General features: G+C 63.3%; 12 protein-coding genes. 6 read left to right on the top strand and 6 right to left on the bottom strand.

The window, feature by feature from the left end:
* The 3 genes from greA to ABIB73_RS35395 form a co-directional block, all read right to left on the bottom strand.
* On the bottom strand, window positions 1–483 hold the full coding sequence (gene greA / locus ABIB73_RS35405; protein WP_354231884.1) for a transcription elongation factor GreA: 483 nt from the start codon (window positions 481–483) through the stop codon (window positions 1–3).
* Between the two features lie 39 nt (window positions 484–522).
* Complete coding sequence (locus tag ABIB73_RS35400) at window positions 523–1,005, bottom strand: hypothetical protein (RefSeq protein ID WP_354231882.1); 483 nt, start codon at window positions 1,003–1,005, stop codon at window positions 523–525.
* 122 nt (window positions 1,006–1,127) lie between these two features.
* Window positions 1,128–1,499, bottom strand: a complete 372-nt coding sequence (locus ABIB73_RS35395; protein ID WP_354231880.1) for a hypothetical protein — start codon at window positions 1,497–1,499, stop codon at window positions 1,128–1,130.
* Window positions 1,500–1,764: 265 nt separating this feature from the next.
* Here ABIB73_RS35395 and ABIB73_RS35390 point away from each other — a divergent pair, with 265 nt between their 5' ends.
* The 3 genes from ABIB73_RS35390 (at window position 1,765) to ABIB73_RS35380 (ending at window position 4,847) form a co-directional block, all read left to right on the top strand.
* The gene (locus ABIB73_RS35390; protein ID WP_354231878.1) at window positions 1,765–1,998 is read left to right on the top strand and encodes a DUF3551 domain-containing protein; all 234 of its coding nucleotides are present in this window, start codon (window positions 1,765–1,767) and stop codon (window positions 1,996–1,998) included.
* 335 nt (window positions 1,999–2,333) lie between these two features.
* Window positions 2,334–3,869, top strand: a complete 1,536-nt coding sequence (locus ABIB73_RS35385) for a peroxidase family protein (protein WP_354231876.1) — start codon at window positions 2,334–2,336, stop codon at window positions 3,867–3,869.
* Window positions 3,870–4,190: 321 nt separating this feature from the next.
* Window positions 4,191–4,847: a hypothetical protein gene (locus tag ABIB73_RS35380; protein ID WP_354231874.1), complete on the top strand. Its 657-nt coding sequence runs from the start codon at window positions 4,191–4,193 to the stop codon at window positions 4,845–4,847.
* A gap of 136 nt (window positions 4,848–4,983) precedes the next feature.
* On the opposite strand, the gene ABIB73_RS35375 is transcribed toward ABIB73_RS35380, so the two are convergent.
* Complete coding sequence (locus ABIB73_RS35375; protein ID WP_354231872.1) at window positions 4,984–5,502, bottom strand: hypothetical protein; 519 nt, start codon at window positions 5,500–5,502, stop codon at window positions 4,984–4,986.
* A gap of 278 nt (window positions 5,503–5,780) precedes the next feature.
* Window positions 5,781–7,328 carry an acetolactate synthase large subunit gene (locus ABIB73_RS35370; protein WP_354231870.1) on the bottom strand — a complete coding sequence of 516 codons (1,548 nt, stop codon included), beginning with the start codon at window positions 7,326–7,328 and terminating at the stop codon, window positions 5,781–5,783.
* A 364-nt stretch (window positions 7,329–7,692) separates the two neighbouring features.
* Between ABIB73_RS35370 and ABIB73_RS35365 the strand changes: the two genes are divergently transcribed.
* Window positions 7,693–8,274 (top strand): L,D-transpeptidase, encoded by a 582-nt coding sequence (locus ABIB73_RS35365; protein WP_354231868.1) that lies wholly within the window; start codon window positions 7,693–7,695, stop codon window positions 8,272–8,274.
* Between the two features lie 84 nt (window positions 8,275–8,358).
* On the top strand, window positions 8,359–9,174 hold the full coding sequence (locus tag ABIB73_RS35360) for a DUF2927 domain-containing protein (protein ID WP_354231866.1): 816 nt from the start codon (window positions 8,359–8,361) through the stop codon (window positions 9,172–9,174).
* Window positions 9,175–9,361: 187 nt separating this feature from the next.
* Here the strand turns inward: ABIB73_RS35360 and ABIB73_RS35355 are convergent, their stop codons facing one another.
* Window positions 9,362–10,489: a threonine synthase gene (locus ABIB73_RS35355; protein ID WP_354231864.1), complete on the bottom strand. Its 1,128-nt coding sequence runs from the start codon at window positions 10,487–10,489 to the stop codon at window positions 9,362–9,364.
* 379 nt (window positions 10,490–10,868) lie between these two features.
* Here ABIB73_RS35355 and ABIB73_RS35350 point away from each other — a divergent pair, with 379 nt between their 5' ends.
* Complete coding sequence (locus ABIB73_RS35350) at window positions 10,869–12,125, top strand: GTP cyclohydrolase II (RefSeq protein ID WP_354231862.1); 1,257 nt, start codon at window positions 10,869–10,871, stop codon at window positions 12,123–12,125.
* Window positions 12,126–12,132: the final 7 nt, after the last annotated feature.

The raw sequence follows: 12,132 nt of genomic DNA, 5'->3' as shown, positions 1-12,132 counted from the left end.
CTACGCGATCGACAGGATCTCGATCTCCTGAGTGCCCGAACCAACAACGTCGCCGACGGCTTTGCCGATCATCAGCCTCGCGACCGGAGCGACAAATGAAATCGACCCGGCCTTCGGATCGGCTTCGTCTTCCCCGACGATCCGGTATGTCTGCACCCGGCTGTCGGCGCGGCTGAACGTCACCGTGCTGCCGAAGGCGACCGTCTCGATCGACGCTGGATTAGGAACCAGTTGCGCTGTGCGCAGCCGTTCCGTCAAATAGCGCGCGTCGCGCAAGGGAACTGCCGACTGCCGGCGCTTTTCATTGACATCCTCGATGCGCTGCGCGGCCTCATAGGCCTCACGTGCCTCTCGAAGCTGCAACTGCAAGGCCTGCAAGCCCGCCTCCGTCACCAGATTGGGGTGAGGCGAGATCGGACGATCCGGCAACAGCGTCTCGGACGCAGTTTCGGCACTCTCTTCTTTGGTAAAGGCGACGCTCAATCCTGAGTTCCCATCGAACTGTTAACGGCTGTACCAGACCTATATCTCAAGTTCGACGAAACGACGGAGCTTGAAGACGAGGTCCGGCATGGCCTGGCGGAACCGCGTCGCGTTCCGGAATGTGGTCGAGAACGGCGCGAAGGTGATCATGGCGTTCCAGTGCCGATAGCCGTAAACCGTGACGGAGGCACCGGACGCCGGAAAGTCCTCAATCTTGCGCAACTCGCCGAGCACGAGATCGGCAATCGCCTCCGCAGGCAGTCGTCGTTTGCCATCCGGCGTCAGGGATTGACTGGCTGGCTCGATCGGCTTCGCGGAGGCTACCGCGGCATTCGGCGCATCCTGGCGCTTTAGCGGTCCTGCTTCCGGGATTTGTGCCGCGAGTGGTTCCGGTTCGCTCGTCGGCGTTGCTGGAACGAATTCGGCAAGCGGAGGCGGTTCAACGGACTCAGCTCGCTTGTTGCCTCCCAGGATGCTGCTGATCATCGCCACAAGGCCAGCATCCTTCGCATCATCGCTCATCACTTCTCCCCGGGGCTTTGGCCTACTCTAGCACCGCTACAGCAGACGGCCACAAGGTACGCCAATTAGCGTGTTTGCTCCCCGCGCGGCGCAACGCCAAAATCGCGTCGCGCCGCGATCCATCACTGCTTATCGAACGGAATATATTGCTGGTACTGCTTCGGCACCGAGCTGCGATAGCGCGCCGGCACGGTGCCGCTATCGACCGAATGATCGATCTCCTGCTGCCGCGTCATCTTCTTCTTCGCAGGTTTCTTTTCGGCGCTCTTCTTCGAGCCGGTCGACGGGCTCGACGTGTCGGTGGTTGCGCCCGGCGTTGTCGTTGCCGCCGGCGTGGAGGTTGCCGCCGGCGCAGTGGCCGCAGCGGGCGGCGCGGTGGTCGCGGCTGCCGGTGGGGTGCTGCCCGCAGCCGGCGCGCTCTGCGCCAGCGCGAGCGGTGTTTGCATGATGAGCGCCAGCGCTGCGGTCGCAGCCAGCAAATATGATCTTTGCATCAGAACCTCCAAAATGCCTGATCCTCAATGACGGAAGCGTAGTCCTGCGGGATCGACGCGTGCAAGTGGCCAACCCTAGGCTGGGACCAGGCTGCAAACTGTGGCCGAGATCACATAGCCCGCAGCAGCTTGCGTCATCATAGCGCATGTCGAGCGCAGCACGCGCAGCGGATTCCAGGACGGGCACGACAATGTGTCGGGCGAGTCCCGGAACATGAGAGGCTCGGCTGATGTTCCTCATCCACCATTCTCGAAGGAGTCTGACATGCGTCGCACCATTCTCACTCTCGCATCACTCGCAACGCTGATCGCCGCGACATTCCCTGCGGCCCAGGCCCACGCCGGCAACGACAGATACTGCCTGCAAGGCCGCATCTGGGGCTATCCCGGCAATTGCCAGTTCGCGAGCTATCAGCAATGCCTCGCCACGGCTTCCGGCACGTCGGCCTATTGCGGTGTCAATCCGCGCTACGCGTTCTCGCAGCCGCGCGACTATTGATGACGCGAAGGCGTGCGCACGCCACCACACGTTTTACGCGAACACGATGTTCGCAACGACAACCGCCTCGCCGATTAGGTCGGCGAGGCTGACATTCGCATCACGCCGCTGACGTCGATGACGAGAATGTTATTCGACATCGACGCGGGAAAAATTTGCAAAGCGCGCCCGCAGCTTGTTCGCAACCTCCCTCCTCCGAAACAGCATCATCGTCGCGCGCCGTGTGAACTGACGGCTTGTGGCCTCGCATCGCCTGATCTAGCCTCACCTGCATATTCTGTTACGAACAACTTTAGCTTTAGTCGTTTTCATCGTGACTTTTCAGGAGGTTATTTATGAGCAGCCGCCACGCAATTGCTCCACGCGGTCTGAACGCGGTCCGTTCGTCGCTTTCGCAAGGCCGCTTCGGCCGGATGTTCCGCAATCTGACGCCGGCGAAATTCGGTCCCAATGATGCCGACAACATCGCCAATCTGTCGGCGCTGGCCGACAAAATGGTCGGCGACTTTGATCCGCCCAAGGACAGTCCCGATGCCGAAGAAAGCGGGATTCCCGCGCTCTACACCTATTTCGGTCAGTTCATCGATCACGACATCACCTTCGATCCCGTGAGCTTGCTGACCAAGCAGCAGGACCCTGACGGGCTCGTCGATTTCCGCACACCGGCGCTGGACCTGGACAATCTCTATGGGCGCGGTCCGGGTGACCAGCCCTACATGTACGACAACAACGGCAAGTTCCTGCTCGGTGATCCCTTGACCGGCACCGGCGTATCCAACGCCAACGACCTGCCGCGTTTCAAGGGCCGCGCGCTGATCGGTGATCCCCGCAACGACGAGAACAGCATCGTCTCGCAGTTGCAGGGATTGATGCAGCGATTCCACAACCGCATGGTCGACGACAATGACGGCCTCTCCTTCCAGGACGTGCAGCAGCGTGTCCGCTTCCACTACCAGTATGTCGTGCTGAACGATTTCCTGCCGCGCATCGTCAACGCCAACGTGCTGAACGATCTCAGGACCGCGGGCCGCTACGATCACAGCAGGCTCGCTTACTATCACTGGAAGACTTTTCCATACATGCCGGTCGAGTTTTCGGTTGCGGCCTATCGACTCGGTCACTCCATGATCCGGCCCGGCTATCGGTTGAACGACGCCGACAACATGCTGCTCCAGATCTTCCCCGATCCCAACAACCCCGACCAGAACGCGCTGACCGGCTTCCGCGCCATGGGTCCGGGACGCGCCATCGACTGGGGCCGCTTCATCGACATCGACACGCGCGCCTATGGCGTGGAGGACGACAACAGTACGGACAACAAGCGACGGCTTCAGTTCGCCTATCGCATCGACACCTCGCTGGTCGATCCGCTGCGCAAGCTGCCGCCGGAGGTCGCCTCAAATCCGGCATCGCTGGCGCTTCGCAATCTCGAACGCAGCTGGCGGCTTGGCCTGCCCTCGGGCCAGGCCGTCGCCAGGGCGATGCACCTGACGCCGCTGACCGACGACCAGATCGTCATCGGCAGGGCCGTCGATGAACCTGGACCGGGCGATCCGCAGACCAAAATCGCAACCATCGCGAACGGTGCGTTTGCCGGCAACTGCCCGCTCTGGACCTACATCCTCGCCGAGGCGCGGCAGTTCCAGGCCGACGTCCCGATCCCCGTCACCGGCGGACCCGGCACTGTCAAGACGCCGCAGCTCGGCCCGGTGGGCGGTCGCATCGTCGCCGAAGTCTTCCTCGGCATGATGTTCGGCGACAATTCCTCCGTGCTGTCGCTCGACCCGAATTGGGCGCCGGTGACCGGCACCGATTTCCAACTGAAGGATCTCGTGGCCTATGCGCTGGGCCAGGGCGATCCCTTGCATTGAACTTGCAACGGACGATGACGCAAAGGCCGCTCGCATCACGCGAGCGGTTTTGGTGGTCCACCTCTCCCCGACGGGGAGAGGTGAATCGCGTCCTGAGCGCGCCTCGATTCAACAAAACTCAATTCGCTCCAGGGCATGGACTCACAAAAACGCGGCGCATCCGGTTTGCTCTCAGAAGGCGACACTGAAACCGCCATGGCGGCCTTCGGCCATTAGCAGAAGGCGTTTTCGATCCCCCGCCAGCGTAAATCGGGCCGTTAGCAAAGATGCAACCTTTAACTGTAAGGTCTAACGCTCAGTTCGGTGGATTGAGCGCGTGAAATGAACCGTAAGCAGAGAATTGGCCTTATCGTCGTCGTCGCGGCCGTTGTTGCCAATTATGCGCCTCTGTTAGATGGGCATGCCGAGCAAGATAATTGCACATTTGGCCCAGTGTCGAACGCCGACTATCGCGCATATCTGGCACGCGCCAAGTCTCTACTGCCGTTTCCGACGCCGTCATTAATGCTGGGCGACAAACCTTTTGCCTTAAGGCTCGATGATTTGTTCGATGATTTGAGCGGTGGCGAGACAAATATTTATTCGCGGCTCGCGATCATGCATGCCACACTTCGGGCCGTCGGCGCAGAATACCGAAATACGAACGGCAATGATGTTGATCGCGGAAAATCCGATGCTTACGTCAAGGCCACTAGCCAGAGTTCGACCGTCTCGTTTAACTATGCGCTGGACATCAACCGGCTCTGGATGTTCATGCCCTGGCCGCGCAACGCATGGATCATTGGGAGCCTCGCTGGTCCGCGCTACGGGCGACGGGTCGGCCCGTTGTACCCCAAGAGCACGGGAGACATCCGCTTCATCGTCTGGGGCCCGAATATCCTCGAACGATCACTTGATGATGCAATAAGGCCTGAAGGACATTGCCCGCCCGTTCCCGCTCCGGAATTGGCTGACGGCTTTTCTCTCAGGCACGAATAGCCCGTCATGACGACGTGGATGCAGCTTCCCATGCGCCGAACTGGTCGCTGGAGATGAGGTCAGCTATGGGCCCGCTGGGCCAAGTGGGGCGCCTTCCGCTCTGTCCTCGACATCTGACGTTTATGAAGTAGACGCCCTAATGTGTCGCCCCGAGACCGCTCTCCGCAAGCCGCGTGGCGAACCAGACTGACAACGGCTGATCGACGACACCACTGACATACACTTCCGACATCGTCACGCTGTCCTTGTCCAGCACCAGCAGCACGCCGATCCAATAGGCGAACCAGACATGCGGATCGGTCAGCGCCTTCAGCTTGTGCTGGTCGTGCTCCAGTGGCGTGTGATTGCTCGCCTTGCGGATCTCGACGGTGAGCAGATTGTTCGGGATCTCGCGCTGATGCACGACGACGTCGGGATAGATCGACTTTCCCAGATGATCGTCGGTCGAGATGATGGTGCCGTGCGGCAGATGCAGCGTGCGTTCGCCGAGCCGGTCGTAATTGCAATCGACCGCCCAGCCCGAAAATTGCCGCTCGAGATAGACGGCGAAGCGATGCGTGATGGCGCGCTCGCCGATGTCTTTCTCGAACAGGAATCCTTCGTGGGCGTAGAAATCCCCGAGCGCCGCAACCACCTTGTTCAGCTCGGTCTGCATCGTGCCTCCCGACCCTATCGACCTTGTGCGTCCCGCCCGGTCTCTCGCTCCCTCGCCCCGTTCTTTACGGGGAGAGGGTGGGGTGAGGGGCCGCCTCCACGAGTTCGGTTGGAATGATAGGTCGAACGCGCGCGGCGTGCGAGTCGGATGGTCCTTTGCCTGGGTCCGCAGCTTGCCTTGCCCCTCACCCGGATCGCACCGGACGATGCTTCGCATCGCCGGGAGCGATCCGACCTCTCCCCGCGGAAGAGCGGGGAGAGGTGAAGAGACCGACCTCCCTACATCTGGACTTCGATCAGCCGCGGCCCCGGCTCGGCAACGGCTTCGGCCAGCGCCTTGTTGAACTCGTCGACATTGGTGACGGCGCGGCCCGGCACGCCCATGCCCTTTGCCAGCGCGACGAAATCCAGCGTCGGCCGGTCGAGCTTGAGCATGTCGTTGGCGCGCTGGCCGGGTTCGCCGGCGCCGACATTGTCGAACTCGCCGCGCAGGATCTGGTAGATGCGGTTGGCGAACACGATGGTGACGATGTTGAGGTTCTCTCTAGCCTGCGTCCACAGCGACTGGATCGTGTACATTGCGCTACCGTCGCCGACCATGCAGATCACCTTGCGGTCCGGACAGGCGATCGCGGCGCCGATCGACAGCGGCGTCGAGAAGCCGATCGAGCCGCCCATGTTCTGGAGCCAGTCGTGCGGAGCGGCGGCCGCCGTCGGCGGGAAGAAAGCGCGGCCGGTGGTGAGGGATTCGTCGACCATGATCGCGTTCTCGGGGATCGCACAGGCGATCGCCTGCGCGATCGAGGCGTGCGTCAGCGCGCCGGTCGGCTTGACCAGCTCCTGCAAGGCCTGCGGCTTGAGGTCCTTCGCGCTCGCCTTCAGGGCACCCGCGAGCGCTTCGAGCGCCGCCACCGAATTCTCGCCCCAGGAGGTCATGCGATGCACGTCGCAGCCTTCGGGCTTGAGCATGCTCGGCTTGTTCGGATAGGCGAAGAACGCCACGGGATCGTCGGACTCGACCAGGACGATGTGACGGAATTTTGCCAGCATCGGCAGCGCGTTCTCGATCACGTAGTGAATGCGGTCGATCGAGAAGCGGCCGCGACCGCGCGCCATCTTCGGACGGAAGGTCGGGCCCATCACCGTGCAGCCGGTCTTGTTGGCGATGCGCTCGGCCAGCGCCAGGCCCTGCTCGCTCAGCGCGCTGCCGGTCATCAGCAACAGCGTGCCCTCGCCGTCGCCGTGCAGGATTTTTGCGGCCTGCTCGACCGCCTGCGGCGAATAGCTCGCGCGCTGCTGCTCGGCCGGCACCTCGGCGATGCCGTCGGCCTCGTTCCAGGCGGTGTCGGCGGGCAGGATCAGGGTCGCGATCTGCGGCGGTGCGCTCTTGGCGGCGGCAATCGCCGCGGCGCCGTCAGCGGCGACCGATTTGGAATCCGGCGAGGTGCGGACCCAGGACGACATCGGCCGGGCCAGGCCCTCGATGTCGGAGGTCAGCGGCGCGTTGAAGCCGATGTGGTAGACCGCATGCTGGCCGACGATGTTGACGATGCCGGAATTCGCCTTCTTGGCGTTGTGCAGATTGGCAAGGCCGTTGGCGAGGCCGGGGCCGAGATGCAGCAGCGTCGAGGCCGGCGTGCCCTTCATGCGGAAATAGCCGTCGGCGGCGCCGGTCACCACGCCTTCGAACAGGCCGAGCACGCAGCGCATGCCGGGCACGCGGTCGAGCGCTGCGACAAAATGCATCTCGGAGGTGCCTGGGTTGGAGAAGCAGACGTCGACCCCACCCTTGACCATCGTCCGCACCAGGCTTTCCGCACCGTTCATCCCAAAGCTCCCGCAACCAGCAATTTCCAATGATCCGTTCGATCAATCATTGTTCGCGGTCCTCGTCAAAGCAATAGCCGGCATTGCGGCCCTGCCCCGCACGACGACGCTCTGGTTTGGCTAGAGCCCCGTTCCGATGGAATCGGAACGGGGCTCTAGATTCTTGTTTTGACGCGTTTTCTTTATGCGAACCGGTATCCACTTCGCTTGAAAATGCTCTGATGCTTTTCGGCAAATTGGCGAGGTTGCCGATTTGGTAACGCCAAACGCCGGGGATGACCTCCCTCACGGGGCCGTGGCTTGCGAAATGCCCGCAAATATGGCCTCTGGCTTTCGTTGAATCGATTTTTTGCTGGGGGATACAATGATCCGGTTTTTTGCCGCGCCGATCGCCGCCATCGCACTGCTGACGGCCACCGCCGGCGGCGCACTCGCCGAGGAATTCGACACGCGCGACATCATGGGCGGTGGCCCGAACTTCTTCCGTTCCGGCGCCAATCCGATCCCCCGCACCACCGTCAACTACTCCGGCAACTACGCCCCCGGCACGATCGTGGTGAACACCTCCGAGAGGCGGCTCTATCTGGTGCTCCAGAACGGCCAGGCGCTCCGCTACGGCATCGGCGTCGGCCGCGACGGCTTCCGCTGGGGCGGGGTGCACAGGATCACCGCCAAGAAGGAGTGGCCGGATTGGACGCCGCCGTCGCAGATGATTGCGCGCCGGCCGGACCTGCCGCGCCACATGAAGGGCGGCATCGAGAATCCGCTCGGCGCGCGCGCGATGTATCTGGGCTCGACGCTCTACCGCATCCACGGCTCCAACGAGCCGGAGACGATCGGCCAGGCGGTCTCCTCGGGCTGCTTCCGCATGACCAATGACGACGTCACCGACCTCTATGGCCGCGTCTCGGTCGGCACCACCGTGGTGGTCCTGAACAACAACTAGCCGGGCGGCCACGGCCGGAACCTGCAGGGCGCGTGAATTTGCGGACTTGTGCGCAGCCAGCGAATACGGCAGCGTTGTGCGACGATGAGCGCATTGCATCCGCCCTCGCCTGCCGTTCGCTTCGCCCTGCTGGCGCTCGCAGCGCTCATGTTCGCCGGTGACACCGCTACCATGGCCAAAGCGGGCGAATTGCCCGCGATCGCCTCGCGCCAGCGTGCCGAGAAGAAGAGCTTTACCGACGCCGAGATCGTCGACGGCTTTCTGAAGACCGCCTTCGGCGCCGAATACCACCTCGCCGGCCGCGTCGACCGCATCCGCAAGTTCGACGGGCCGGTGCGCGTCTTCACCGAGAGCGACCGCGCCGACCGCAAGGCGCAGCTCGCCAGGGTCGTGGCCGACATCGGCACGCGCGTGCAGCATCTCGACATCGCCATGACCGACACCAGCGAGGCGGCGAATGTGCGGGTGAAGCTCGTGCGCGACCGCGATCTCTACCGCACCATCACGAGCTTCTACGGCGCGGAGAAGGCGCGCGAGATCCGTACCTCGCTCGATCCGCAATGCCTGTCCGGCTTCCGCAAGAACGACAATTTCGAGATCGAGCATTCCGACGTCATCCTCACCGTCGACAACGGCGATTTCACCTTCCTCGACTGCGCCTATGAGGAGCTGTTGCAATCGCTCGGCCCGATCAACGACACCGCGAGCGTGCCGTGGACGATGTTCAACGACAATGTGTCGATGGGCTATTTTGACGTCTACGACCAATACATCCTCAATCTGCTCTACGATCCCCGCATCAAGCCAGGCATGACCGTGCTGGAAGTCAGGTCGGTGCTGCCCGAGGTGCTCATCGACGTGCGCGCCTGGGTGAAGCGGGTGAATGATCTGAAGGAGTGAGCGCCTTCTTACCCTCCCCTGGAGGGGGAGGGTCGGCTCGCATTTGAGCGAAGCGAAAATGTTGGGGGGGGGGGGGGGACCTTCTCACCACAGAAGGGGGGCCGGTGCGGATAGACCCCCCCACCCCGCTCGCGCCTCGCGCGATCGACCCTCCCCCTCCAGGGGAGGGTAAGAGCCATCGCCCGGCCTACTGCACGAGATCAGCGACCGTGGTTGCGGCCTTTAGGCCGGTGCCGGTGAGGACCGCGACCGTGGTCTCGCTCACCTTGATGGCACCTGTGGCGGAGAGTTTTTCCAGCGCGGCGGCCGCGCTGGCGCTGGTGGGCTCGGCGAACAGGCCTTGCCGTGCAAGGCGGCGCAGGGCGGCGACGATCTCGTCCTCAGTGAGAGCAACGGTGCCGCCGCCACTCTCGCGCAGAGCGTCGATGATCTCGCGCAGGCGCAGGGGGTTCTTGATGGCGGTGCCTTCCGCGATGGTCTTGTTCACCTCGCGCGGCACCGGCGTGTCGACACCCGCCTTGAAGCTCGCATCGATCGGCGAGCAATTTTGCGGCTGCGCCGCGAACAGGCGCGGCAGTCTTGCGATCTGGCCGGCCTTCAACAGCTCGCGGAAGCCGAAGGCACAACCAAGCAGGCTGCTGCCGGCGCCGACGGGGACGATGACGTTGTCGGGGGCGCGAAAACCGAGATCTTCCCAGATCTCATAGGCAAGCGACTTGGTGCCTTCGAGGAAGAACGGTTGCCAATTGTGGCTGGCGTAGAACGTCTGGCTCGACTGGCGGATGGCCTCGGCCTCCGACTCCTCGCGCGGCCCCTCGACGAGCTGCACCGCGGCGCCGTAAGCGCGCACTTGTGCGATCTTCGCCGGCGACGTCGACGCAGGCGCCAAAATCTTTACACGCATGCCGCCGGCAGCGCCAAGCCCCGCCATCGAGGAGCCACCATTGCCGGAAGAGTCCTCCAGAATGGCGTCGACGCCGATCTGCCGCAGGAAGGACAGCATGACCGCGGAGCCCCTGTCCTTGAAGCTGCCGGTCGGGTTGAACCATTCGAGCTTGAACAACGGGCGCAGATCGCCCCAGTCCTGCTGTACCAGCGGCGTGCAGCCTTCGCCGAGCGTGATCGGCCTTGCGATCTCGACCGGCAGTGCGGCCTTGTAGCGCCAGAGCGATCGCGTGCGGCCGTCGATGTCCTCGCGTGACATCCCTGCCCCCGGCGTCACCAGCAGTGGCGTGCGCTCGTCCGAGCACCACCGCGGCTCGTCGAGCGGATAGAGCTTTCCGTTGCGGGGGTCGATGTAACTGGCGGCGGTCATGGCGGTCTCCGGAGGCAAAGGCAATCTGTACGATTTGGACTGATGACATGTTTTGTCCAGAAATTCGACGCCAACGCGCAAGCCATGCGCCGCCCCTTGAAAACATGAAAAATATAGCTACTTCAGCCTCTTACGCCAATCGTTCTGGCGCACGGGCAAGGTTAGCCAGCGCCAGGTTGCGGCGCCCGGGCAAGCCCTGCCGGCGCGCTGATGACGGGAATTTGGCAGCGAACGGCCCTGCCCCGCGCGACACGATTAACTTGTCTGTCGTGGCTGGCCGCTACAATATGTTGGATTGCGTCGCCGGAGTCCGTGCCGGCAGCGCGACCGAGCCAGGCCCGTCCGAGCGGCGGGCCGTTGGCTTTTTGGGAGTTTGGCCATGAGCCGCGCGAACCGTACCGACCATATCCGCCTCACCTCCCATCCGGAGCCAGGCAGAAAGGCCGCCTTTCCGATTCACTGGGGCGCCGCGGATGCGCGCGCCCGCGGGCCGATCATCGGCACGGTGTCGCGCGCGCAGGATCGCAACGTGATCGGCAGCCATGGCGGATCCTATGCGATGTACCGCGCGCTCGCCGTTTCTGCCGGCGCGCTCGATCCGATCCGGCGCCCCGATCTCACCAACACCTTTCCGGCGGCGACCATCGGGCCGTTTCCGCAATGGAGCGAGCCGGCCAAGATCGTTGCGCTCGATCCCTGGGGCCATCTCGTCGCCGAGAATTTCGGCAAGGACATCGCCGAGGGCGTCGATATCCGCCCAAGCATCGCGGTGACGCGCGCGCGGCTCGACCTGCCGGAGATCCGTGAGGCGCTGGCCGCAAAGCGGCTGCGCGCCGACGGCGAGGTCGTGCACGCCAACGGCAGCGTGTCGGTGGTGAAGATCGCGATCGATCCGGTCTGGTATCTGCCGGGGTTGGCGGAACGCTTTGCGACCGGCGAGACAGAGCTGCGCCGCACGCTGTTCGAGCAGACCGCCGGCATGTTCCCCGAACTGGTGACGCGGCCGGACATGAAGGTATTTCTGCCGCCGATCGGCGGCACCACAATCTACATGTTCGGCGACGTGACCAAGCTGCCCGACCATCGCACCAAGATCACCTGCCGCGTGCATGACGAGTGCAACGGCTCCGACGTGTTCGGCTCCGACATCTGCACTTGTCGCCCCTACCTGATCCACGGCATCGAGGAATCCGCGCGCGGCGCGCAGGAGGGCGGCCTCGGGCTCGTCATCTACAACCGCAAGGAAGGCCGCGCGCTCGGCGAGGTCACGAAATTCCTAGTCTACAACGCCCGCAAGCGCCAGGAGGATGGCGACGCGGCCGCGGCCTATTTCGAGCGCACCGAATGCGTCGCCGGCGTGCAGGACGCCCGCTTCCAGCAACTGATGCCGGACACGATCCACTGGCTGGGCTTAAAGCGCATCGACCGGTTCCTGTCGATGAGCGACATGAAGCACGACGCGCTGACCTCGCAGGGCATCGACATCGTCGAGCGCGTGCCGATTCCGGCGGAGCTCATTCCGGCCGACGCCTATGTCGAGATCGCCGCAAAGAAAGCCGCCGGATATTACTCGACCGACATTGCGCCCGAGAAGGACGTCAACGGCGTGGTCGGGCGTTCGCTGGAAAAATACTGATCAATTG

Source organism: Bradyrhizobium sp. F1.4.3 (assembly GCF_040548375.1).
Taxonomy (GTDB): domain Bacteria; phylum Pseudomonadota; class Alphaproteobacteria; order Rhizobiales; family Xanthobacteraceae; genus Bradyrhizobium.
The sequence above is the reverse complement of the archived record's forward strand: the minus strand, read 5'-3'. Positions and strand labels throughout refer to the sequence as shown.

What these genes read in the sequence shown, in the direction of transcription:
- ABIB73_RS35355 (WP_354231864.1), bottom strand. Translation starts at nt 10,489, where the DNA reads ATGACCGCCGCCAGTTACATCGACCCCCGCAACGGAAAGCTCTATCCG.
- ABIB73_RS35370 (WP_354231870.1), bottom strand. Translation starts at nt 7,328, where the DNA reads ATGAACGGTGCGGAAAGCCTGGTGCGGACGATGGTCAAGGGTGGGGTC.
- ABIB73_RS35400 (WP_354231882.1), bottom strand. Translation starts at nt 1,005, where the DNA reads ATGAGCGATGATGCGAAGGATGCTGGCCTTGTGGCGATGATCAGCAGC.
- ABIB73_RS35360 (WP_354231866.1), top strand. Translation starts at nt 8,359, where the DNA reads ATGAGCGCATTGCATCCGCCCTCGCCTGCCGTTCGCTTCGCCCTGCTG.
- ABIB73_RS35375 (WP_354231872.1), bottom strand. Translation starts at nt 5,502, where the DNA reads ATGCAGACCGAGCTGAACAAGGTGGTTGCGGCGCTCGGGGATTTCTAC.
- ABIB73_RS35390 (WP_354231878.1), top strand. Translation starts at nt 1,765, where the DNA reads ATGCGTCGCACCATTCTCACTCTCGCATCACTCGCAACGCTGATCGCC.
- ABIB73_RS35365 (WP_354231868.1), top strand. Translation starts at nt 7,693, where the DNA reads ATGATCCGGTTTTTTGCCGCGCCGATCGCCGCCATCGCACTGCTGACG.
- ABIB73_RS35395 (WP_354231880.1), bottom strand. Translation starts at nt 1,499, where the DNA reads ATGCAAAGATCATATTTGCTGGCTGCGACCGCAGCGCTGGCGCTCATC.
- ABIB73_RS35385 (WP_354231876.1), top strand. Translation starts at nt 2,334, where the DNA reads ATGAGCAGCCGCCACGCAATTGCTCCACGCGGTCTGAACGCGGTCCGT.
- ABIB73_RS35350 (WP_354231862.1), top strand. Translation starts at nt 10,869, where the DNA reads ATGAGCCGCGCGAACCGTACCGACCATATCCGCCTCACCTCCCATCCG.
- ABIB73_RS35380 (WP_354231874.1), top strand. Translation starts at nt 4,191, where the DNA reads ATGAACCGTAAGCAGAGAATTGGCCTTATCGTCGTCGTCGCGGCCGTT.